This window comes from Pseudoalteromonas sp. APC 3355 (genome assembly GCF_030407615.1).
GTDB classification, from domain to species: Bacteria; Pseudomonadota; Gammaproteobacteria; order Enterobacterales; family Alteromonadaceae; genus Pseudoalteromonas; species Pseudoalteromonas distincta.
In genome coordinates this window covers 52529-74736 of sequence record NZ_JASDDB010000011.1, presented here as the reverse complement: position 1 = coordinate 74736, position 22208 = coordinate 52529, and the positions used below count along the sequence as shown (strand labels likewise).

The following is a 22208-nucleotide window of genomic DNA, read 5'->3' as shown; positions in this document are numbered from 1 at the left end:
TTTGCGGTATTACTTGCCAAAGCTTTATTTAACGAATGAAAACAATATGTGTATTGAAAAGCCAAATTAACACCCTTTTTTATTCGTAAGTAATACTAGTAGCAAGTAATACAACCTTACATGAAAAAAAAAGCAACAAACAACAAGTAGCCTATAAAGGACACCACAATGAAATTTACCCCATTAAAAACATTAGCAGCAAGCGCTGTATTATGTGCACTATCAAGCACTGCTTATGCAGCGACTGCCGCAAAAATTGGTGATACGGAATTTACTTACGGTGGATACATTAAACTCGACTCTATGTGGAGTGATTATTCAGCGGGTGCGCCTGCAGGCTCAAACGTAGGTCGTGACTTTTACGTACCAAGTACGTTAACAGTTGGCGATGATAACAGCTCAGATGCTGTATTTGATATGCATGCTCGTGAGTCACGTTTTAACTTTGGCACAGCCACTGTTATGGATAATGGTAAAACCGTTAATACTAAAATTGAAATTGACTTTTTGGCCTCGGCTGCTGGCGGTAATGAGCGAGTTTCAAATTCTTACGCCCCGCGTATTCGCCATGCCTTTGTGACTTACGATGGTTGGTTATTTGGTCAAACATGGTCTAACTTCCAAAACGTGGGGGCGCTTGCTGAAACGCTTGATTTTGTAGGCCCTGCTGAGGGCACTGTGTTTGTGCGTCAATCGCAAATTAAATACACCACTGGCGCATGGTCGTTTTCATTAGAAAACCCAGAAAGTACAATTTCTACTACTAGCGGTATGGTAGTAACTGATGATGCATCATTGCCTGACTTTACAGCTCGTTACACACACAAAGCCGATTGGGGTAACATTGTGGTTGCAGCGCTTGCTCGCCAACTTACTTATAAAGTAGGCAGTGTTGATGCAGATGAAACTTCTTTTGGTATTAGTGCATCAGGTAAAATAAACCTTGGTGAAGACAACCTTAAATTTATGCTTACTCAAGGTAAAGGCTTAGGCCGTTACGTAGGCTTAAACGTTGCTCACGGTGCAGTACTTAATGACGATGAACTAGATGCAATTGATTCGACTTCTGGTTTTGTTGCTTACCAGCACAAGTGGACAAGCCAATGGCGTTCAACGTTCTTATATTCATTCTTCAGTGCTGATAACAACACTGATTTATTAGCTATTTCTGGTGATCCGACTGAATCAAGCCAAAGCTATAGTGCTAACATTCTATACTCACCGGTTAAACGTCTAACTTTTGGTGCTGAGCTAAAGCATGCTGAGCGTGAAACTGAAAGCGGCGTTGATGGCGATTTAGACCGCTTACAGTTTTCTGTTAAATACTCTTTTTAATAGCTAAAAAGCTAACTACTTTAAAAAGCGGCCTAGGCCGCTTTTTTTATAAGCGAGATTGAGTTCTATATAATTCATCAATTCGTACCTAAAATCTTTATATGTGGCGCTAAAATCCAAAAAAATAGAATTATTATTGATAAAAACACTAAACACAATTGCAAATCGATATCATTTAGATTAAGTTACGCACTTCTTTTGAACTAACTGGAAAAACTTATGTCGTCCCCTCAAGTTTTGCGTTTATCTAAACTAAGCTTTGCTACTTCTTTAATTTTATCTGGTTATGCACTTGCTGATGAGGCAAATGTAAAATCTGAACCTCTCGAAAAAATTGCGGTATATGGTCAGCATCATAAAAACTACATTACTGAAGAAGCGCAATCGGCTACCAAACTAGGTTTAACAATTAAAGAAACACCACAATCAATCTCGGTAGTTTCACGCGCACTAATGGACGACTTTTCACTAGACGACATAAACTCAGTACTAGAAAGCACGCCAGGCGTAACAGTAGAGCAAATAGAAACAGATCGTACTTACTTTAAGGCCCGTGGTTTTGAAATTACGAACTTTCAAGTTGATGGCTTAGGGATCCCACAAAGCTCAGGCTCTATTCAAGGCAGTCTTGATACATCAATTTATGACCGTGTAGAGATAGTTCGCGGTGCTAATGGTTTAATGACTGGCGCTGGTAATCCTTCTGCAACTGTTAACATGGTTTTAAAAAAGCCAACTTATACAACACAGGCAAATGCATCAGCATCTTATGGCTCATGGAATAAAAAACGTTTAGATTTAGATGTATCTACGCCAATAAATGAAGACCACGCTGTACGCGCTGTATTTACGAAGCAAAAAGCTGACTCATATTTAGATCGCTACGAAACAGATAAAACCATTGTTTACTTAGCCTACGAAGGCAAATTAACAGACAACACATTATTAAGCGTTAACTACGTTAACCAACAAAAAGACGCAGATAGCCCGCTGTGGGGTGCACTACCTCTTTATTATACAGACGGAACAGCAACCGATTACGACGAATCAACCAGCACCGCTGCTGACTGGTCTTACTGGGATAACAGTGCTGAGCAAGTATATGTAACACTTGAACAAAACTTATCGGCAACATGGGTAGCTAGAGCACGTTATGCTCACATCGAAAACGAACAAGACTCAGAGTTGTTCTACGTATACGGCACCCCTGATAAAGATACTGAACTTGGTTTAACAGGTTATGCTAGCCGTTATGATTACGAAGATAAGCATGACTTATTTGATTTATATGCCAGTGGTAAGTTTGATTTATTTGGCCAAGAGCACGACCTATCATTTGGTGTTAGCCAAGCTAAAATGGATTACAACGAGCAGTCTCTTTACGATTACACTACAGGCAATGGTTTTCCAGCTATGCCATCACTTAAAACGTGGGATGGTGTAGTACCAGAGGCAACACTTGCTGATGGCTTAAATGGTAGTGATATTACTAACGAGCAAAAATCAGCTTACATATCTACTCGCATTAGATTAAGTGAGCCTTTAAGTGTGCTCGCTGGTGTGCGTTATACCGATTGGAAAACAAAAGGGAACGCTTACGGTGTTGAGCAAACAAGAAGCGACTCTGAAGTTATTCCTTATATTGGCACGGTGTACGACTTTAACGAGTCTCTATCAGCTTATGCAAGCTACACAGAAACATTTGTACCGCAAAAAGAGCTTGATATTAATGCCAACCAATTAGCTCCCGTAATAGGTAAAAGCAGTGAAGTTGGTATAAAAGCACAGTTACTTGATGACCAAATTTTCGTAACTTTTGCTTACTTCGATGCAAAGCAGGAAGGGCTTGCCATAGCTTTACCCGACTCATTACCTAGTGATACGCGTTATTATGCAGCAGATGGTATCAACAGCAACGGCTTTGAAGTTGAACTAAGTGGTCGAATAACAGATGATTTAAGCGCAAGTGTAAGTTTTAGTAACCTAACTATTGATGGTGATGATTTAGTTAAAGATTACACACCTGAAAATCAACTTAAGCTGGCCGCAACCTACCAAGTACCTTTAGTTGATGGTTTATCATTTGGTGCAAACTATCGCTGGCAGGATTCAACTAGCCGAGTCCAAGTCGAAGATACAAATGGTATTGCAAGCGTCACTACTCACCAAGATGCATACGGGTTACTTGATTTAATGGCCACTTACGAAATTACAGATAACGTAGGAGTCACTTTCAACGTAAATAACACCACCGGTGAAAAATATTTGCACAGCCTGTACTGGGCACAAGGTTACTACGGTGCACCTCGTAACTACGCCCTATCTGTAAACTGGCAATTATAAATATATTTGATTAATTAAAGACTCTAGATTTTTTCTATTGAATTAAAAAACGACACATTTTTAATGTGTCGTTTTTATTTTATCTAACCTGATGTAAGTTTTTAATAACAAAAAAGCGCTAATCATTACTGATTAGCGCTTTTCAAAGCTCGGGTCAAATCAAGCTTAAAAACTCATTTGGGTGCAGTTTAAAGGTCTGGATCGTCGCCTAACTTATCTTCACCGTCTTCAGGTTCAATAGTTGCTTTTAGTAAAAGCATTTCGCGTAACTTACCTTCAATCTCATCTGCAATTTCTGGGTTTTCTTTCAAAAACTTAATTGAGTTAGATTTACCTTGGCCAACCTTGTTGCCACTGTAACTGTACCAAGCACCTGCTTTTTCAACAATTTTATGCTTAACACCTAAATCAATTAACTCGCCTTGCTTAGAAATACCTTCGCCATACATGATGATAAATTCAGCTTGTTTAAATGGCGGCGCTACTTTGTTTTTAACAATTTTAACGCGGGTTTCGTTACCAACAACTTCATCACCTTCTTTCACAGAACCAATACGACGAATATCAATACGTACCGATGCGTAAAACTTAAGTGCATTACCACCCGTTGTTGTTTCTGGGTTACCAAACATAACACCAATTTTCATACGGATTTGGTTAATGAAAATACATAACGTGTTAGAGCGTTTAATATTACCAGTAAGCTTACGTAATGCCTGTGACATTAAGCGTGCTTGTAAGCCCATGTGCGAGTCGCCCATGTCGCCTTCAATCTCAGCTTTTGGTGTAAGTGCAGCAACCGAGTCAATAATAACAACGTCTACCGCGCTTGAACGTACTAACATGTCACAAATTTCTAGAGCTTGCTCACCGGTATCTGGTTGAGATACAAAAAGGTCATCAATATTTACACCTAGTTTTTGTGCATATACAGGATCAAGAGCATGCTCAGCATCAATAAAGGCACATGTTTTACCTTCTTTTTGAGCTTCTGCGATAACTTGTAAAGTAAGCGTTGTTTTACCAGATGACTCAGGACCATACACTTCAACAATACGTCCCATAGGTAAGCCACCTATGCCTAAGGCAATATCAATACCTAGTGAACCTGTAGATACAGATTCAATGTTTAACGCTTTGTTGTCACCCAATTTCATAATTGAGCCTTTACCAAATTGACGTTCAATTTGTGATAGTGCTGCGTCTAACGCTTTTTGTTTGTTATCGTTCATTTTGTTCTCCAATCCAGCTAATGCGAACAAGTATACTGTATGAAATCACAGTATCAAGCTAATTTTTTCATTTTATCTCATCTATTACGCTTTTTAATGCAAATACAATAGCTTGCAGTCTTACTTGAGCCCTATCACCAGTAAATATTTGTTTAAAGGTCAGTACTTTGTCATTAATTTGTATGCCAAACCATACAAGTCCAATAGGTTTACCTTCTGTTGCCCCGCCAGGCCCTGCAATGCCCGATACAGCTATGGATATATTAGCGTTTGATGCTTTAATAGCACCTTCTGCCATTTCATGGACTGTTTGCTCGCTCACAGCACCGTATTGATTTAATGTACTAGCACTAACATTGAGCAAATCTTGCTTTGCTTGGTTACTATAAGTGACAAATGCACGGTCGATATAAGCTGAACTTCCAGGTGTATCGGTAAGCGCATAACTCACTCCGCCACCAGTACATGACTCAGCAGTAGTGATCCATAAGCATTTATCCGTTAAAATAGCGCCTAATTGCGCAGCAAGTGTTTTAATCTCTTGATGTAATTCCATATTCAGCCTTTGGGTAAATACATGTCGTTTGATCTTTATGCACCACACACTATAAAACAACAAACCCCTATGATGCAGCAGTATCTAAAAATAAAATCAGAGCATCGCGATATTTTATTGTTTTATCGTATGGGCGATTTTTACGAACTTTTTTTTGATGACGCTAAACGCGCCGCTCAATTACTCGATATTTCGCAAACGCATCGTGGTAAAGCTGGCGGCGATCCTATCCCTATGGCGGGTGTACCTTACCATGCGGTAGAAAACTACTTAGCACGTCTAGTCCAAATGGGTGAATCAGTCGCTATCTGCGAACAAGTGGGAGACCCTGCAACCAGTAAAGGCCCTGTTGATCGTAAAGTAGTGCGTATAGTTACACCCGGTACAATTTCTGATGAAGCACTTTTACAAGAACGACAAGACAATCTCCTTACCAGCGTTTGGCAAAGTAAAAAAGGCTTATACGGGATTGCTTATTTAGACATTAACTCTGGTCGTTTTAATATTGTCGAGGTAAATACCGACGAAGCCTTTAGCTCAACTATTCAGCGCCTATCACCAGCCGAACTTCTGTATAGCGAAAGCTTTGAAAACGTTCATTTAATTGAACATATAAAAGGTGCTCGCCGTCGCCCAGAGTGGGAGTTCGACTTAGATACGGCTCAGCACTTATTATGCGATCAGTTTGGTACTAAAGATTTAGTTGGCTTTGGTGTTGATAAAGCCCATAGCGCGCTTGTTGCTGCAGGTTGCCTAATGCAATACGTAAAAGATACACAACGTATTGCACTGCCACATATTCGTGCAATTACGCTTGAGCACAACGAACACGCTGTTATTTTAGATGCCGCTACCCGTAAAAATTTAGAATTAACTGTTAATTTATCGGGCGGGTTTGAAAATACACTTGCTCAAGTACTTGATAAAACAGCCACACCTATGGGTTCTCGCTTACTTAAGCGCCGTATTCATACACCAATTCGTAATAAAGACGAGCTAAATTCACGTTTAAATGCAATTAGCGCTATTTTAGATGCGCAGCTTTGCGGTGAACTACACGAATCATTAAAAGAGATTGGTGATGTAGAGCGTGTTATTGCACGCCTAGCTTTATGTACTGCACGCCCGCGTGATTTAACTCGCCTGCGCAGTGCATTGCAAGCACTTGCACCACTGCATACTTTGTTAGATGATGCTAACGATCCTCGTATAGCGGGTATTATCAAGCACTCGCCTGAGCTCCCTGATTTACAAGAGTTATTAGAACGTGCAGTGATAGAAAACCCACCAGTACTTATTCGTGATGGTGGCGTTATTGCTCCAGGTTACAACAGTGAGCTTGATGAGTGGCGCAACTTAAGCAAAGGTGCCACTGATGTCCTTGAGCAATTAGAACTGCGAGAGCGCGAACGTACGGGCATTAGTACGCTTAAAATCGGTTATAACCGCGTACACGGCTTTTTTATTGAAGTTAGTAGAGCTAATGCGCACTTGGTTCCAGCCGACTACATTCGTCGCCAAACGCTTAAAAATAACGAACGCTATATTATTCCTGAGCTTAAAGAGCACGAGGATAAAGTACTCGGTAGCCAATCAAAAGCTCTCGCGCTTGAAAAACAACTATACGAGGAGCTATTTAGATTTATTGCTCCACATATTGAGCAGTTGCAAATGATGGCAGCAGCATTGGCTGATTTAGACGTTTTAAATAATTTAGCTGAGCGTGCATTCGCACTCAATTATGCAAAACCAGAATTGTGCGATAACGACAATATAAGCATTAAGCAAGGTCGTCACCCTGTTGTTGAACAAGTAATGAAAGAACCGTTTATTGCTAACCCTGTTGAATTAAACAGCCAACGTAAAATGCTAATTATTACCGGTCCAAACATGGGCGGTAAATCAACCTATATGCGCCAAACGGCACTTATTGTTCTAATGGCTCACATTGGCAGTTATGTCCCCGCTGACAGCGCTAAAATTGGTAATATCGACCGCATATTTACACGTATTGGTGCAAGCGATGATTTAGCATCAGGGCGTTCAACCTTCATGGTAGAAATGACCGAAACAGCGACTATTTTAAATAATGCCACGGCGCAGTCTTTAGTGTTAATGGATGAGATTGGTCGCGGTACAAGTACCTACGATGGACTCTCGCTTGCGTATGCAACAGCCGATCATTTAGCGTCAAAAATATCTGCTAAAACATTGTTTGCTACGCACTACTTTGAATTAACAGAACTTGCTGAGCAAACCACGGGCCTTGTAAACGTGCACCTTGATGCAATAGAGCATAACGACACTATTGCGTTTATGCATACAGTTCTCGACGGTGCAGCAAGCAAAAGCTTTGGTTTACAAGTAGCCGCTCTTGCTGGAGTGCCAAAAGCTGTGATTGCACAAGCAAAGCAAAAACTTAAGTTGCTTGAAAATCATCAAAGCGTTACTGCACCAAATACAGAACAACAAGCCTTTACTTTTAATAACGAAATTACACAAAGTACACCTTCAGAAGTTGAAGAGCAGTTAAGCGCAATCGACCCTGATAATTTATCGCCACGCCAAGCGCACGATTTGTTATATAAACTAAAAGCATTGTTGTAATTTATACCAACCTGCATAAATCTTTGATCAATTTAACGAATTAAATTGCACTATAACGTCGTTAAAAATTTTTTATTTAGAACAACTAGATACAAAAATTTTTGCCTAGTTCTAGCGTAATTTTCTTAACGTTAAATAGACCCCATATATAAGCAGATTGGTATTATATCATCTAATTTACAAGCATAAAAAAAGCCGAAGAATAAATTCTTCGGCTTTTTAACACACATAGTCTCTTATACTATTTAACTAGTTACGAAAACTGATTAAACAAGCTATCTGTACTTAAACCTTCTTGTTGCAAAATGTCTTTTAGACGACGTAATGCCTCTACCTGGATTTGTCTTACACGCTCACGTGTTAAGCCTATTTCACGACCTACATCTTCAAGTGTAGATGGCTCATAGCCAAGCAGTCCAAATCGACGTGCTAACACTTCACGTTGTTTAGGGTTTAATTCTCCTAACCAATCTACAATATGTTTATTAATATCATTATTTTGTACTTCGCCTTCAGGACCAGCACTTTTTTCATCAGGGATGATATCAAGTAGTACACTGTCGTTTTCGCCACCAATAGGCATGTCTACTGATGCAATTCTTTCGTTTAAACGTAGCATTTTAGTAACGTCTTCAACGGGTCTATCTAGGCAAGCTGCAATTTCGTCAGCTGTTGGCTCATGGTCAAGCTTTTGAGTTAACTCACGCGCTGTACGTAAATAAACATTAAGCTCTTTAACTACATGAATAGGTAAGCGAATGGTACGCGTTTGGTTCATAATGGCACGTTCAATTGTTTGACGTATCCACCATGTAGCGTAAGTAGAGAATCTAAATCCACGCTCAGGGTCAAATTTTTCAACTGCGCGAATTAAGCCTAAGTTACCCTCTTCAATTAAATCAAGTAGAGCAAGGCCGCGATTATTATAACGACGTGCTATTTTAACAACCAAACGTAAGTTACTTTCAATCATACGTTTACGTGAGGCTTCACACCCTCGAAGTGATTTGCGAGAAAAAAACACTTCTTCTTCAGCACTTAGCAAAGGAGAAAAACCAATTTCGCCTAAATAAAGTTGAGTTGCGTCAAGATTTTTAGTTACTTCTTCTTTAGCAAAGATTTCATCGTCGTCTACTTTATCTAGTAGAGCTGTGCTTTCGTCAATATCGATATCATCGAATTTTTCGTCAGTCGTAGTGTGTTTGTCAAGTTTTGCTGCGCTAGCCATAAGCCTTCTCCCGAGCAATTATCAATACCTAAAAATTAGGGTAGGTATTTAGCAGGATTGACAGCTTGCCCTCGGTAGCGAATTTCAAAGCGAAGCGCGGTGACCGGAGATTCTGAATTACCAATTTCTGCTATTTTTTGTCCTGCCTTAACTTTCTGCTTTTCTTTAACAAGTAATTTCGAGTTATGTGCATAAGCACTTAGGTAATCATCATTATGTTTCAATATGATTAAACTACCATAACCTCGAAGGGCGTTACCCGCGTATACCACTGTTCCTTGTGCCGCAGCTAAGACTGAAGCCCCTTTGCGATTAGTAATCTGTAAACCTTTATAACCGTTTTCCTTATTAGAAAAGCGTTTGGTAATTTTGCCCTGTGCAGGCCAAAACCACTTAACTTTACTGCTCGACAAACGTTTAGTATTACTAATTTTGTTACTGGCTTGTTTCTGAACATACTCTCGTTGTTTTGGGGGATCAAGCTCTTTCTTTAAAATTTTGTTATTTTTTTGTGATTTTTTTATAGACTTTTTACTCGAATTCGTATAATTTCCATCCCTTTTTGTTTTTTCGGGCTTAGGGAGTAAGGAGATGTTTTGCCCAGGGAAAATTGTGTAAGGTGATGGAATTGAATTGTTTTTTGCAAGTAATCTAAAGTCTTGCCCAGCACTAAAGGCAATAGAGTAGAGCGTATCTCCTTTTTGTACTTTATAGCTAGCCCCATTAATGTTAACAGTATGACCTAAATCATTAACATTATTATTTAAGCTACTAACAGGTGCAGGAACATGGCGAGAAGAGCAACCAAAGAGAAAAATACTAATAAATATAGTTACATACAGTAAACACTGTTTATTCATTGTATTTTCCCCCTAAATTAGAAAATTGATATTTTTAACGCTTAACGCAATAAAAAGTAAGCTAGCGCAATTAATACCACTAATCCCCAACCAAGTATTTCAATATACTGACGTAATTTTCGCTCCATTTGAGCTCCGCCCCACTTCATTAAGGCTGAAACTAAAAAGAATCGCGCACCGCGCCCAATGGCTGATGCTATTAAAAATGGCAAAAATGCCATTTGTAAAACGCCTGCGCCAATCGTAAATACTTTATATGGTATAGGCGAAAAACCGGCTAAAAACACAACCCAAACACCGTAATCCTTAAACCAGTTTAGTGCTATATCAAACTTTTCTTGCCAGTGCATTTGTGCAATCAATGGCTCTACAACGGGTTCAAATAGCCAAAAACCAAGTAAGTAACCAACCACTCCACCAATAACCGATGCTATTGTGGCAAAGCTTGCAAATCGCCATGCTTTGTTTGGTTGCGCAAGTGACATAGGTGCAAGCATTACATCGGGTGGTATCGGGAAGAAAACTGATTCTGCAAAGCTCATCGCAGCTAAGTAACGTTCCGCATGACGGTGTTTTGCCCACACTAGGGCCATATCGTATAACTTGGTAAACAACTTCAAAATGAATTCCTATTCAATATCGCCAGGTACTAACGGCACAAATCTAACGGGAGCAATAACATGCTCTTTATAATTATCGCCTTTGCGGATAACCATTACTAATTTTTGATCGCTCTCACCAATTGGGGCTAATAACACGCCACCATCGGCCAACTGAGCAAGTAAATCTTGCGGAACTTTAGAGGCTGCAGCAGTCACTATGATACCATCAAACGGCGCTTGTGATTGCCAGCCTTGCCACCCATCGCCATGCTTCATGGTTACATTATATAAATCGAGTTGCTGCAAACGCCTTTTTGCCTGCCACTGAAGTGTTTTAATACGCTCTACCGAGTAAACCTTCGTAAACGTTTTGGCCAATATTGCAGTTTGATACCCAGATCCTGTACCTATTTCTAACACTTTATTGCGCACACCAGCTAAACGAAGTAGCTCTGTCATGCGCGCTACTATGTAAGGCTGAGAAATTGTTTGCCCTTGCCCAATAGGGAGCGCTGTATTTTCATAGGCTTTGTGTTTTAGCACATCATCTATAAAAATATGGCGCGGAATATCAGCTATAGCACTAAGTACTTGCGTATCTTCAACACCTTCACGCTTTAGTAAGTCAGAAAGCGCTTTTGCACTGCGGGTATAATTAGCGAGCACGATTAATCTCCAAATCGGCTAACCATTCTCCTACTGCCTTTAAGCTATCTTTAGCTGTCATATCAACACTCAGTGGCGTAACTGAGGCATAGCCATTATTAATTGCGTAAAAGTCGGTGCCTTCACCAGCATCGCTTTCGGTGCCAAGCGATCCGTACCAATAAATATCACGGCCCCAAGGATCGGTTTGTTTCGTCATCGTTTCGGCTTTATGACGAGCACCTAAACGTGTTACTTGCACCCCTTTTAATTCACTTAATGGAATATCTGGCACATTAATATTTATTATTTGATCTTTTGGAAGCGGATGCGAAGCCAAGCCTTTAATAATATTTACGGTAACAGCAGCGGCTGTTTCAAAATGATCGCCATTATGTGAGCAAAGCGATACCGCAATTGCAGGCAAACCTAAATGGCGACCTTCAGTTGCAGCGGCAACAGTACCGGAATAAAGCGTATCATCACCTAAATTAGCACCATGGTTAATGCCAGCAACAACAAGGTCTGGCTTTTCATCAGCTAACTGATTTACGCCTAAATGTACACAATCAGTAGGTGTGCCATTAACTGACATAAAACCATTTTCGAGTGTAGTCGCTCGTAGCGGGTTCATAAGTGTTAAAGAATTACTCGCGCCACTACAGTTGCGATCAGGTGCAACAAGGGTTACATCTGCAATTTGTATAAGCGCCTGATATAAAACCGCAATGCCTTTGGCATTTACGCCATCATCGTTACTTAACAGTATCTTCATTTATGCCATTATCCTTTTCTTTGCGCTCTCGAGGGCTAGCATCAGTGTAATCCACCAGCTCACGTAATAATGCGGTTGCAAAACACCCTTTTGGCAAACCAAAGCTTAGTTTTAGTGTGGTTTCATCAAGTGTTTCAACGGTTAAGTTTTGTGGAATTAAGCGCAGCATTCGGCGCTCATTTTTAAGGCCTAATTCACCTAAACCATCACACCATGTTTGGAAAGGTTCGAGCCATATTTTCTCTTGTTCGGTTAAGCCTTTTTCGCTTTTTCCCACCATAGGTGCCGACATCATAATATCGCCGGTAGCTAATCGCTCTATGTTTTCGTCATTAATTGCATCTTCAAAAAATGCATTGCTGCCGCTGAGCATAAATACTTCACGGTGCATTGTTTTAGCTAAACCATGCTCTTTTACACGTAAGCTCACTAACTGATTAAATACATGCGATCGTGCTGCTGAAATAATAATACCGCGCAACTTTTTATCGCGAATACGCTCACCGGCAAACATTTTTTCAGCCATAACTAAGTTATGACCGCCATGCCCAAAGCGCTGTTCGCCAAAGTAATTAGGCACACCTGCGCGCACGGCATTAATACGGCATAGAATATCTAGAGGGTTGGTTACGTTACGAAGCGTAATAGTAAATTTATTACCTTTGTGGCAGCCCGTACGTAACTTACGATCGTGGCGCTGTTGCGACACAATAAAAATACTCTCACTATTTAAATCACTAAAATCGATAGGCTTTTTAATTGGTACTTTTACACTAAACCACTGCGAACACACACCGTGGCGATCTTTCATGCCTGCATAGCTTACGTCTCGCGGTGAAACACCCGCACGCTGCGCAATTAGCTTTGCAACGTATTGCGTGTTTTCGCCTTTTTTAACCACCTGCAAACACACGTGTTCGCCACTGCCGGTAAATTCTATACCTAAGTCTTCATCAACCATAAAGTCTTCAGCTGTGGTTTTAAAATCAGCTTTAGAAAGCGGTGCACCGTATAAATAATTTAAATCGCTCATGCGTTTTTTGTACTCGCAAGCTCTTTACTCATAATAACCACCGCATGACTAGAAATACCTTCTTTGCGCCCTTCAAAGCCTAGCTTTTCGGTAGTAGTGGCTTTAACGTTAATTTGGCTAAGGTCGCAATTTAAATCGCTGGCTAAATTAGCGCGCATAGCTTGAATATGTGGCAACATTTTTGGTGCCTGAGCAACAATAGTCACATCGCCATTACCAAGTACATAACCTTGTTCTTTAGCTAAGCCCACCACATGGCGAAGTAAAATACGGCTATCGATATTTTCATACTCGCTAGCTGTATCGGGAAAGTGCTTACCAATATCACCCATTGCAAGTGAGCCTAAAATAGCATCGCATAATGCATGAATAGCAACATCACCATCTGAGTGCGCTAAAAAGCCCTGTGGGTAATCAATTTTTTCACCACAAATAGTTAACGGGCCTTCGCCGCCAAATTTATGTACGTCAAAACCATGGCCAATTCGTATCATAATGCACTCTCGTTTTGTTGTTTATGTAATAAAAACCCAGCCAGGTCTAAATCCTCTGGCGTGGTTATTTTAATATTATCGCTACGACCTGCTACAAGCTTAACCGGTTTACCCGCCCACTCAATTGCACTGGCTTCATCGGTAATAGTAGCCCCGCTTGCTAATGCGTTTTGCAGTGCATTTTTAAGCTCGTCATATTTAAAAAACTGCGGGGTAAGTGCTTGCCATAAATCGTCTCGCGGCACAGTTTGTAGGGCATGAGTGTGGCCGCGTTTTATGGTGTCTTTTACTTTGATAGCTAAAATACCGCCTTCATCAGCGCGTATACATTCATCAATTAAACGCTCTATATCTGTAATATTAACTAGCGGACGCGCAGCATCGTGCACCAACACCCATGTTGGTGGGTTAGGCGCTAAAAAAAGCAGACTGTTAAGCACCGAGTCGGCTCGCTCTTTTCCGCCACTGGCTCGCACAATGCGATTATCAAGCAATGGGAGTTCGTCAAAATAGGGGTCGCTGTCGCTAAGGGCAACAACAATAGTGCGTAATTGAGGTAATTGAGAAAGTTTAGCTAAGGTGTGTTCTAAAATGGTTTTACCGGCTAATTGTATATATTGCTTAGGCGCATTGTGCTGCATTCTACTGCCAACACCCGCAGCAGGTACAATTGCTGCAATAGTCTGTTTATTTGTCATATTGTTTGCCCGGTAAAACACGAATAAATGTTTCGTCCGGTTTAATCATTCCCAATTCGTTGCGTGCACGCTCTTCAATGCCTTCTTGGCCAAGCTTTAAGTCTTCAATATCTGCTTTAAGTACTTTATTACGTTTAATGAGTTTTTCGTTGGTTTGATGATGCGACGTTACTGCACCTTTTAGTCGTGTGTAGTCTTGTAAACCATTATGACCAAACCATAACCTGTATTGTACAAACAGTGCTAAGCACAGTAAGCCAACTTGAAAAATACGCATTTAACACTCCTTATTTTAAATTCCAAATACCTTAACTTTAATACGCTAAGGGGCGCTTTAAATTGCGCCAATTAATACTACCCGCTAAAAGCATTTCGCGTAGTGATAAAACCCGTGGCATGCAACGCTTCGAAAATTGCCACTGATGCCCGCAACATGCAGCGGTTAAACTCACTTTACTTGGCTTTATTAGCTGAGCATTTTGCTGCTCTAACCCATTTCCTAAAAAATCAAACCAACCAAGCTCGTTACAATGCAGCTTATTTTCGCCTAACTGATCGATACTGTCTATTCTAAGACGCACCTGATCGTAGCCATGCAATATAACGGGCACTATAAGCCCCACTTTGGCATACGTTTGATAAAAAAGTTCATTAGCTTGAACATTCACATCGGGTGGGGTCGGTTTTTGCTTTTCAAGCCACGTACCATTTTGTGCATCAAGCGTAAAAGGCGTGTCACCATTGGCAACAAACGTTGCCGCTCGCTCAATATAATAAGGTAGGCTTTTTAACTGGCGGCGCAGTTTATCGGCATTAGGCTCTGCAACTAATCGCTGAACCTCACGCTGATAAAACGCATTGCACAATTGTGCATACAACACTTTTTGTGCATCAGTTTGCCAAATTTCAACTTGCTGTTGAGCACCAAGTGACTGATTTTTAGCGACCAAAAGCTGTACTCAAAAATATTCAGGTAAATGTTTTATAACACAGTATTGAATGTTTTTTAAGCGCAGCGCACTATTTTAAGCGCTTGGCTTTTCACCTAATTTTGCTTTACCTGATTCTAAAAATTGCACAACCGTATTACGCTTTTTACCAATCAATAAACTGCCATCAGCTAAAAACATAAAGTTTTGCCAATTGCGTTTAAATACATCAAATGTTGTTTCGATAATATTATCGCGTGCCATACAAAAATAAACCGTGGTGTTAGCTTCCCAATCTAAAAACGTTAAGATTGCTTCTGGTGGTAGCGCATCACCATTTTCCCACGCATCTTGCCAATCTACTTCTTGGCTAAAGCTTTTTTCTTGGCCACACCAATCGGTGTCTTCAAAAAAATCAGGGTGATCAAACTCACGGCTCACCATGGTTGTCCAAAGTACGGCTGCGCGCTCGTCGCTCATAGGCTTTATTTTTGCTGCGTCTTCATCAGATACAGGTAAATCTTTGTGGCGAAAAACCCACGCCTTTTTGTAATCATCTAAAGAAATATAGTTCATAGTATTGGCAAATTAGTTAACATTAAAAGTGCAAAGCCAAATTATACAAGAGATCAAAACATGACTACAGCAATAAAACCACTTTCCCTAAAACCAGGCATATACCAACACTACAAAGGCCCGCAATATAAAGTTATTCATGTTGCCACCCATAGCGAAACCGAGGAACAGCTTGTGATTTACCAAGCACTTTATGGTGAATTTGGTATATGGGCGCGCCCACTTAGTATGTTTTTAGAAACTGTTGAAAAAGAAGGTGAGGTCATACAGCGTTTTGCTTATATTGGACCTGCTGCTTAACTATGGCATTATAACAAAATAACTTACTGCTCAGACCAGACAAGGGTACACCGTGCAATTTAATTCAACTGACAATTACATAGCGAGTAGCGCGCTTAAACAAGCTGTAAATGCTGCCATTATGCTCGAAAAACCACTTTTAATTAAAGGCGAACCTGGCACAGGTAAAACCATGCTGGCTGAGGAGTTGGCTAAAAGCTTAGATACTACGCTTATTCAGTGGCATATAAAATCGACTACTAAAGCGCAGCAAGGCTTATACGAGTACGACGCGGTTTCGCGCCTGCGCGACAGCCAACTAGGTGACGAGCGCGTACACAACATTAGTAACTACATCGTTAAAGGTAAGCTTTGGCAGGCATTTACATATGCAGAGCTCAACGGTAAACGCCCACTGCTTTTAATTGATGAAATAGACAAAGCCGACATAGAGTTCCCAAACGACTTACTACTTGAGCTCGATAAAATGGAGTTTCATGTTTATGAGACTAACGAGCGCATTGTCGCAAAAGAGCGCCCTATTGTGATCATCACATCAAATAACGAAAAAGAATTGCCGGACGCATTTTTACGCCGCTGCTTTTTTCATTATATTGATTTTCCAAGCTGCGATGAAATGCAGCAAATTATTGACGTGCACTACCCTAACGTTAAACAGGATTTAGTACGCCAAGCACTCGAAGTGTTTTTTAACCTGCGCGAAGCAAACGGCCTTAAAAAGAAACCTTCCACCAGCGAATTACTCGACTGGTTAAAGCTTTTAATGGCTGAAGACATAGACGCTAAAACACTGCACGACAAAGCTAAAAAAGGCGGTTTAATGCCAATGTTTGGCGCTTTACTTAAAAATGAGCAAGACATAAGCCTAATCGAAAAGCTCGCGTTTATGAGCCGTCGCTAGGGCCTGTTGACCTTTCAGGATTAAAATTTGTTCTAACTAGGGACGATTTAATCGTGGCGCGAGGTTTGTAACCTAGTGGGCTAAGTAAAAGCCGAGCAACAAAGAGTTAATCGTCCCTAGGACGAACCTTCAGGCAGCGCGTGTTTGGTATTTATGCTGTGTTATCGCCTATTTATGGGGAATAACCACACTACATAGGCTCTGCCTTGCCTAAATACCAAACACACTGCTGCAAATTTAACCTCGAAAGATAAACAGGCCCAAACATGTTAGTACAGTTTTTTTTCAAATTACGTGAATACCGCCTACCTGTGAGCCTGCGCGAACTGCTCGATTTAATTAACGCCTTAAAAAAAGGCGTTATATTTGCCGACGTAGACGCCTTTTACCATTTAGCTCGCACCATAATGGTAAAAGATGAAACGCATTTTGATCGATTCGACAAAGCCTTTAGCGACTACTTTAGCGGTATTGCCGATCTTGATTTTCTCGAGAGCTTAAAGCAGCAACACAACTTGCCTGAAGACTGGCTACGTAAAGAGTTTGAAAAAAACCTAAGCGATGAAGAAAAAGCCCAACTTAAAGCCATGGGCGGGCTCGATGAGCTTATGAAAACCCTAAAAGAGCGTTTAGAAGAGCAACAAAAACGCCACGCAGGCGGCAATAAATGGGTGGGCACTGGCGGCACATCACCTTTTGGTGCATACGGCTATAACCCAGAAGGCGTGCGTATTGGGCAAGACGGCAACCGTAACCGCCAAGCGGTAAAAGTGTGGGATAAACGAGAATACAAAAACCTCGACACCGACAGAGAAATTAGTTCGCGCACAGTTAAACTCGCCCTTAAAAAGTTACGTAAGTTTGCCCGCACTGGCGCAAGCGACACGCTTGATTTAAACGAGACTATTCGCGCTACTGCAAAACAAGGCGGCATGCTTGATGTAAAAATGGCACCCGAACGCCACAATGCAGTAAAAGTATTGATGCTATTTGATATTGGCGGCTCAATGGATGACTACATCCACACCTGCGAAGAATTATTTAGCGCAGCCCACAGCGAATTTAAACACCTAGAGTTTTACTACTTTCATAACTGTTTATACGAGCACGTTTGGCAAGACAACGCACGCCGCCATTCAAACGTGATTGACACCATGACGCTCATAAACAAGTTCACCAGCGACTACAAAGTAATATTTGTTGGCGATGCCACTATGGGCCCTTACGAAATAGCTTATGCGGGCGGCTCCGTAGAACACTACAATGAAGAGCCCGGCAGTGCATGGTTGCAACGTATAACAAACCACTTTGATAAAGTCGCCTGGCTCAACCCACAACCCGTTGAACACTGGCCGTACTATCAATCAATTGGCTTTATAAAAGAGTTAATGAACAACCGCATGTATGCGCTGAGCTTAGATGGAATAAGTAGAGCGATAAAAGAGCTGAGTTAAAGTGAATAATAGAAATATATTAAAATTAATTTTGTTTGCATCACTTATTATAAATTTGGTTTTTATAACTATCTTTATAAGTGACTCTAAAAAGGATAAAAGCATTTATTTATTAGCAAGCAATGTTGAAGCTAAATGCTTGAATGATTGGAAATTACAAGACTCTAGGGTGCCTTTTATTACCTCTCATCAAATTTTAGGACCAGATCCCTTTACTGAATATAACCTTTTAGAGCTGGGAGGTTATGATCAGTCAACATCTTTCACATACGAATTCTCAGCATGTTTTAAAGATAAATTTTCTACAGTAAGAACAATTGCAGAGATGAAATATGCTATTGATTTCATGGGTAAGCAATCAAAAAATGTTGGATTTTATAAATTACCAAATTCTGACGAAATTATTGTTTACTCAAATGAGTAACAATTAGGCTAGATTGGCTAAACTCACAACTCGTCGAGCATTGGCTGCACTACCAATCAATTGGCTTTATAAAAAAGTTAATGAACAACCGCATGTATGCGCTTAGTTTAGATGGGATAAGTAGAGCGATAAAAGGGCTGAGTTAAAGTTTGACTCAGCTATATTTGTATTAGAGTAGTTCGAATCATCAATTTAAAAAGTAATAGTAGCTTTAGTTATTTACATCAAAAAGAAATACCAACATTACAATTATCTGCAACACATCCAGATAACTCTGAAGAACCTCCATCAGGAAAGGTTACTTTTAAATAATCACCATTAGCTTCAAAATAGAAGCCTGCAAAAACCATATCCAGACGCGAAACCAAAATATCACACTGCTCAGTGATAGTTAGTACAAGATGTATTTTTCGATGCCTTTCTCTAATAGTTATACAAGGGCCTTTAACTTCTACATCCCAGAGAGAAGAATTAGCTTTCCACTCATTATCTTTAATTTCTAGTGAGACTTCTCCATTAGAGTCTGTAAATAGACCAGATAGCAAAAATGGTTGACCTAAGTACTCTGGTTTTTTTAATTGAAATAATGGGTAATTTGCAACTTGAATAGGGATTTTACAGTTGCTTAACTTTACACCACCAAAAATTAAAGAAGGATTACGCTCTGGGAAATCAAAAAACTCATTAGAGTAACCTTGTTGTAAACACTTTGGCATCCGCATTGCTAATTTTACACGTGACTTTGACCACATTTTTGTAGTTACCTTTGAATGGCATTGTGGACATAGGAGGGTCATATTAGCCGGGTCATGTTTTTTTGCATCTTTAAACTCAGGATCTACATGTTCATATTGAATTATTCCTAATCCACAAATAACACACCCGAACCCACATTGCTGACGAATCTCTCGCTTTATTTCTGCTGGAATTACTCTACTCAAACCAAATTTATTAACTTCCATATTATTCTGATCCAGTTAAATTATTATATTAAAGACATTTTATTTTTTCTGTAGAATTTTATTTACTTAATAAACTTACACATTCCTAATCCTAAAACATCTCCATCACGCTTTACATAACCATATTGTCTATAAAAACTTTCTTTACCGTGAGCACTTAATAAAGCTATTGTCGCGCCATTAGAGCAGGTGTTGTTTAGGTAGTTTTCAATGTGGGTCATAACTAAATGACCAATACCTTGTTTTTGATAACTAGGCGCAACAATTATATCTTGAATATAAAAATACATTGCGCCATCGCCGATTACTCTACCAGTGCCTATTAACTTATCAGTATCGTATACGGCAACCCAAAAAAGTGAGTTTTCAATGCTTGCTTTTAATGTTTTATCGTCAGGGTTTTGCCACTTTACTTGTGTGCGTAAATTTGCAAATGCGTCTGATACTGGAGCGGTATGTTCAATTTTATATTTCATAATCTCCCCACTCTCACTTTTAAAGTGCTTTACTCATAAACAAGCTGTACGGATCTAGCTCATAATAACCAAATGGTTCGCATTCTTTAAAACCAAACTGAGTGTAAAGCTTTTGTGCGGGTAAAAATGCTTCAGCAGTGCCGGTCTCTAAACTTAGCTTTTTATAACCACGAAGTGTTGCTTGCTCAATAATATGGGTGAGTAACTTAGCGGCTATGCCTTGGCGTAAATAGCTGCTTGATGTGCGCATTGATTTAATTTCGCCATGCGTTATATTTAGTGCTTTTAAAGCGCTAACACCCGCTAAATTATTATCAATCCATAAGCTATAAAAAGTTATATCGGGCTGAGTGAGTTTGCTCACATCTAGTGCATGTACGCTCTCAACGGGTGAGTGTTTTAGCATATCGTTATGGTGTGCTTGTAGTAGCTCTATAACGTGTGGGTTTGAAAGCTCGCCTGTTCTAATATCCATTTATACCTCATTTAAACTTTAAGCTTTAGGGCTTTAATTAAAACCCTAAAGTAAGTGGCTCTATTTAGGCTGCTAGTTTCCATACTACAAACGCAACAGCAAAGCCTACTAAATACACTAGCCCTAACCACGTTAAACTACGTAATAGCACGCTGTGTTTTATAGCAGGCTCTGAGCGCACAAGGCTAAAGTTAAGCCATGCAAAAACAGGCGTTGTTACAAATGAAAGTGTCATTGCAAAGGTAAGCATGGGGCCAAGGGCTGATTTAAAAAATAAAATAACGGCCATACCGGCAAGGGCTTGTAGTATTAACCAAATATTTAAGCTGTGTTTTGATTGCCCAAAGCCAAGTAGTTTATGGGATTCGTTAAGCGTACGGGCGTAGCCATCAAGCACGGTAAGTGTAGTACCAAACATACATAAAAAAGCGATTGCTGATACAAGCGGCCTTGCCCACTCGCCTATTGTTAATGCGTACATATCAATAAGCTGCTTGGCAAACGCGACACCGCCGAGTTCTATACTACTGGTTTGCCCGTACTGCACTAATACACCTAAGCTAAAAAATACCAAGGCTAAGCCAGCTGTAAGCCAGTAACCTACGTTAAAATCGAACAAGCCTTGGCTTTTAGAAACTGTTTGCTGGGCTTGTTTTTCTTTTAGCCATAAAGAACTTAATGCAGATATTTCGATAGGGGCTGGCATCCAGCCCATTAAAGCCACCATAAAGCTAAGCATGGCAAGTTCATACGGTGAAGGTCCCACATAATCAGCAGGTGCCATTGGGCCGTTACTAAATGCAATGGCAAGGGCGATCAAAGTAGCGAGCGTAAGCAGCCCCATAATGCCTTTGGCAACGTTATCTAGCGCTTTAAAGTGTCCAAGTAGCAATATAACTAAACATACACCCAGCAGCATCCAACAAAGCAAGGTTACTTCAATAACCATGGGCAGCGCGTAATGCAGTAAGCTTGCGGTAAGCAGTAATACGCCGGCGGTATTAACAACAGCGGCAACAATGTTTAAGCCAATAAAACTGTAAAAGTAAAACGGGCCTTTGCTTTTATAGCCCTCCACTAGGCTATTTTTAGTGGCGAGTGTGTATTCCATACCAAAGCGAAAAAACGGGTACTTTAAAACATTAACAACGAGGATTAGCCAAAATAGTTGCCAGCCAAATATTGCTCCAGCTTGCGTAGAGGCAACTAGGTGAGATCCGCCAATAGCGGCTGTTGCCATGAGTATTCCAGGCCCAAGCGCACCTAGTCGAGACTTCCATACTGCTTTTGTTGTGTGCATTAA

24 protein-coding genes are annotated in these 22208 nt (G+C 40.3%); 7 read left to right on the top strand and 17 right to left on the bottom strand.

Features of this window, described 5'->3' with window-relative positions; translation table 11 throughout:
* Positions 1-168 precede the first annotated feature (168 nt).
* Together QMA08_RS15210 and QMA08_RS15205 are read left to right on the top strand one after the other, a co-directional pair.
* The gene (locus QMA08_RS15210; protein WP_290174837.1) at positions 169-1335 is read left to right on the top strand and encodes a DcaP family trimeric outer membrane transporter; all 1167 of its coding nucleotides are present in this window, start codon (positions 169-171) and stop codon (positions 1333-1335) included.
* Between the two features lie 219 nt (positions 1336-1554).
* Positions 1555-3678: a TonB-dependent siderophore receptor gene (locus QMA08_RS15205; protein WP_193226208.1), complete on the top strand. Its 2124-nt coding sequence runs from the start codon at positions 1555-1557 to the stop codon at positions 3676-3678.
* Positions 3679-3866: 188 nt separating this feature from the next.
* Here the strand turns inward: QMA08_RS15205 and recA are convergent, their stop codons facing one another.
* Positions 3867-4910, bottom strand: a complete 1044-nt coding sequence (recA, locus tag QMA08_RS15200; RefSeq protein ID WP_002958952.1) for a recombinase RecA — start codon at positions 4908-4910, stop codon at positions 3867-3869.
* 67 nt (positions 4911-4977) lie between these two features.
* A complete protein-coding gene (locus QMA08_RS15195) occupies positions 4978-5466 on the bottom strand; it encodes a CinA family protein (protein WP_290174835.1) in 489 nt (162 codons plus the stop codon).
* A gap of 21 nt (positions 5467-5487) precedes the next feature.
* On the opposite strand from QMA08_RS15195, the gene mutS reads away from it, so the two are divergent.
* Entirely contained in the window at positions 5488-8073 is a 2586-nt protein-coding gene (gene mutS / locus QMA08_RS15190; protein WP_290174834.1) for a DNA mismatch repair protein MutS, read from the top strand.
* Positions 8074-8326: 253 nt separating this feature from the next.
* Here mutS and rpoS read toward each other — a convergent pair whose 3' ends face one another.
* The 11 genes from rpoS to QMA08_RS15135 all read right to left on the bottom strand — a co-directional run bounded on the left by rpoS (position 8327) and on the right by QMA08_RS15135 (position 15913).
* Positions 8327-9301, bottom strand: a complete 975-nt coding sequence (rpoS, locus tag QMA08_RS15185; RefSeq protein ID WP_182694481.1) for an RNA polymerase sigma factor RpoS — start codon at positions 9299-9301, stop codon at positions 8327-8329.
* Between the two features lie 35 nt (positions 9302-9336).
* Positions 9337-10161 (bottom strand): peptidoglycan DD-metalloendopeptidase family protein, encoded by an 825-nt coding sequence (locus QMA08_RS15180; protein WP_024600610.1) that lies wholly within the window; start codon positions 10159-10161, stop codon positions 9337-9339.
* A 41-nt stretch (positions 10162-10202) separates the two neighbouring features.
* Complete coding sequence (locus tag QMA08_RS15175) at positions 10203-10781, bottom strand: YqaA family protein (RefSeq protein WP_002958957.1); 579 nt, start codon at positions 10779-10781, stop codon at positions 10203-10205.
* Between the two features lie 9 nt (positions 10782-10790).
* Complete coding sequence (locus QMA08_RS15170) at positions 10791-11429, bottom strand: protein-L-isoaspartate(D-aspartate) O-methyltransferase (RefSeq protein WP_002958958.1); 639 nt, start codon at positions 11427-11429, stop codon at positions 10791-10793.
* Positions 11419-12183, bottom strand: a complete 765-nt coding sequence (gene surE / locus QMA08_RS15165; protein ID WP_024600608.1) for a 5'/3'-nucleotidase SurE — start codon at positions 12181-12183, stop codon at positions 11419-11421. The genes QMA08_RS15170 and surE overlap by 11 nt, the downstream gene beginning before the upstream one ends.
* Positions 12164-13216, bottom strand: a complete 1053-nt coding sequence (locus QMA08_RS15160) for a tRNA pseudouridine(13) synthase TruD (protein ID WP_165743874.1) — start codon at positions 13214-13216, stop codon at positions 12164-12166. Before QMA08_RS15160 ends, surE begins: the two co-directional genes overlap by 20 nt.
* Entirely contained in the window at positions 13213-13710 is a 498-nt protein-coding gene (gene ispF, locus QMA08_RS15155; RefSeq protein WP_024604077.1) for a 2-C-methyl-D-erythritol 2,4-cyclodiphosphate synthase, read from the bottom strand. The genes QMA08_RS15160 and ispF overlap by 4 nt, the downstream gene beginning before the upstream one ends.
* Positions 13707-14408 (bottom strand): 2-C-methyl-D-erythritol 4-phosphate cytidylyltransferase, encoded by a 702-nt coding sequence (gene ispD / locus QMA08_RS15150; protein ID WP_290174832.1) that lies wholly within the window; start codon positions 14406-14408, stop codon positions 13707-13709. Before ispD ends, ispF begins: the two co-directional genes overlap by 4 nt.
* The gene (gene ftsB / locus QMA08_RS15145) at positions 14398-14685 is read right to left on the bottom strand and encodes a cell division protein FtsB (RefSeq protein ID WP_002958963.1); all 288 of its coding nucleotides are present in this window, start codon (positions 14683-14685) and stop codon (positions 14398-14400) included. The genes ispD and ftsB overlap by 11 nt, the downstream gene beginning before the upstream one ends.
* Positions 14686-14722: 37 nt before the next feature.
* Positions 14723-15358: a hypothetical protein gene (locus tag QMA08_RS15140; RefSeq protein WP_290174831.1), complete on the bottom strand. Its 636-nt coding sequence runs from the start codon at positions 15356-15358 to the stop codon at positions 14723-14725.
* 75 nt (positions 15359-15433) lie between these two features.
* The gene (locus QMA08_RS15135) at positions 15434-15913 is read right to left on the bottom strand and encodes a DUF2947 domain-containing protein (RefSeq protein ID WP_002958965.1); all 480 of its coding nucleotides are present in this window, start codon (positions 15911-15913) and stop codon (positions 15434-15436) included.
* A 60-nt stretch (positions 15914-15973) separates the two neighbouring features.
* On the opposite strand from QMA08_RS15135, the gene QMA08_RS15130 reads away from it, so the two are divergent.
* From QMA08_RS15130 to QMA08_RS15115, 4 genes are all read left to right on the top strand, one after another.
* A complete protein-coding gene (locus tag QMA08_RS15130; RefSeq protein ID WP_039486721.1) occupies positions 15974-16213 on the top strand; it encodes a DUF1653 domain-containing protein in 240 nt (79 codons plus the stop codon).
* A 52-nt stretch (positions 16214-16265) separates the two neighbouring features.
* Positions 16266-17114, top strand: a complete 849-nt coding sequence (locus tag QMA08_RS15125) for a MoxR family ATPase (protein WP_290174830.1) — start codon at positions 16266-16268, stop codon at positions 17112-17114.
* 266 nt (positions 17115-17380) lie between these two features.
* Positions 17381-18568: a VWA domain-containing protein gene (locus QMA08_RS15120; RefSeq protein ID WP_290174829.1), complete on the top strand. Its 1188-nt coding sequence runs from the start codon at positions 17381-17383 to the stop codon at positions 18566-18568.
* 1 nt (position 18569) lies between these two features.
* The gene (locus tag QMA08_RS15115; protein ID WP_290174827.1) at positions 18570-18992 is read left to right on the top strand and encodes a hypothetical protein; all 423 of its coding nucleotides are present in this window, start codon (positions 18570-18572) and stop codon (positions 18990-18992) included.
* A gap of 224 nt (positions 18993-19216) precedes the next feature.
* Here the strand turns inward: QMA08_RS15115 and QMA08_RS15110 are convergent, their stop codons facing one another.
* The 4 genes from QMA08_RS15110 to QMA08_RS15095 all read right to left on the bottom strand — a co-directional run bounded on the left by QMA08_RS15110 (position 19217) and on the right by QMA08_RS15095 (position 22145).
* A complete protein-coding gene (locus QMA08_RS15110) occupies positions 19217-19954 on the bottom strand; it encodes an HNH endonuclease signature motif containing protein (protein WP_182196698.1) in 738 nt (245 codons plus the stop codon).
* A 62-nt stretch (positions 19955-20016) separates the two neighbouring features.
* The gene (locus QMA08_RS15105; RefSeq protein WP_290174825.1) at positions 20017-20430 is read right to left on the bottom strand and encodes a GNAT family N-acetyltransferase; all 414 of its coding nucleotides are present in this window, start codon (positions 20428-20430) and stop codon (positions 20017-20019) included.
* A gap of 19 nt (positions 20431-20449) precedes the next feature.
* Positions 20450-20905, bottom strand: coding sequence for a GNAT family N-acetyltransferase (locus QMA08_RS15100; protein ID WP_290174824.1), 456 nt, complete (start codon positions 20903-20905; stop codon positions 20450-20452).
* A 64-nt stretch (positions 20906-20969) separates the two neighbouring features.
* Positions 20970-22145, bottom strand: coding sequence for a divalent metal cation transporter (locus QMA08_RS15095; RefSeq protein WP_290174913.1), 1176 nt, complete (start codon positions 22143-22145; stop codon positions 20970-20972).
* Positions 22146-22208 lie beyond the last annotated feature (63 nt).

What these genes read in the sequence shown, in the direction of transcription:
- ispD (WP_290174832.1), bottom strand. Translation starts at nt 14,408, where the DNA reads ATGACAAATAAACAGACTATTGCAGCAATTGTACCTGCTGCGGGTGTT.
- QMA08_RS15095 (WP_290174913.1), bottom strand. Translation starts at nt 22,145, where the DNA reads ATGGCAACAGCCGCTATTGGCGGATCTCACCTAGTTGCCTCTACGCAA.
- QMA08_RS15110 (WP_182196698.1), bottom strand. Translation starts at nt 19,954, where the DNA reads ATGGAAGTTAATAAATTTGGTTTGAGTAGAGTAATTCCAGCAGAAATA.
- QMA08_RS15120 (WP_290174829.1), top strand. Translation starts at nt 17,381, where the DNA reads ATGTTAGTACAGTTTTTTTTCAAATTACGTGAATACCGCCTACCTGTG.
- QMA08_RS15105 (WP_290174825.1), bottom strand. Translation starts at nt 20,430, where the DNA reads ATGAAATATAAAATTGAACATACCGCTCCAGTATCAGACGCATTTGCA.
- rpoS (WP_182694481.1), bottom strand. Translation starts at nt 9,301, where the DNA reads ATGGCTAGCGCAGCAAAACTTGACAAACACACTACGACTGACGAAAAA.
- QMA08_RS15180 (WP_024600610.1), bottom strand. Translation starts at nt 10,161, where the DNA reads ATGAATAAACAGTGTTTACTGTATGTAACTATATTTATTAGTATTTTT.
- ftsB (WP_002958963.1), bottom strand. Translation starts at nt 14,685, where the DNA reads ATGCGTATTTTTCAAGTTGGCTTACTGTGCTTAGCACTGTTTGTACAA.
- mutS (WP_290174834.1), top strand. Translation starts at nt 5,488, where the DNA reads ATGTCGTTTGATCTTTATGCACCACACACTATAAAACAACAAACCCCT.
- QMA08_RS15195 (WP_290174835.1), bottom strand. Translation starts at nt 5,466, where the DNA reads ATGGAATTACATCAAGAGATTAAAACACTTGCTGCGCAATTAGGCGCT.
- recA (WP_002958952.1), bottom strand. Translation starts at nt 4,910, where the DNA reads ATGAACGATAACAAACAAAAAGCGTTAGACGCAGCACTATCACAAATT.
- QMA08_RS15210 (WP_290174837.1), top strand. Translation starts at nt 169, where the DNA reads ATGAAATTTACCCCATTAAAAACATTAGCAGCAAGCGCTGTATTATGT.
- QMA08_RS15100 (WP_290174824.1), bottom strand. Translation starts at nt 20,905, where the DNA reads ATGGATATTAGAACAGGCGAGCTTTCAAACCCACACGTTATAGAGCTA.
- QMA08_RS15160 (WP_165743874.1), bottom strand. Translation starts at nt 13,216, where the DNA reads ATGAGCGATTTAAATTATTTATACGGTGCACCGCTTTCTAAAGCTGAT.
- QMA08_RS15205 (WP_193226208.1), top strand. Translation starts at nt 1,555, where the DNA reads ATGTCGTCCCCTCAAGTTTTGCGTTTATCTAAACTAAGCTTTGCTACT.
- QMA08_RS15135 (WP_002958965.1), bottom strand. Translation starts at nt 15,913, where the DNA reads ATGAACTATATTTCTTTAGATGATTACAAAAAGGCGTGGGTTTTTCGC.
- surE (WP_024600608.1), bottom strand. Translation starts at nt 12,183, where the DNA reads ATGAAGATACTGTTAAGTAACGATGATGGCGTAAATGCCAAAGGCATT.
- ispF (WP_024604077.1), bottom strand. Translation starts at nt 13,710, where the DNA reads ATGATACGAATTGGCCATGGTTTTGACGTACATAAATTTGGCGGCGAA.
- QMA08_RS15130 (WP_039486721.1), top strand. Translation starts at nt 15,974, where the DNA reads ATGACTACAGCAATAAAACCACTTTCCCTAAAACCAGGCATATACCAA.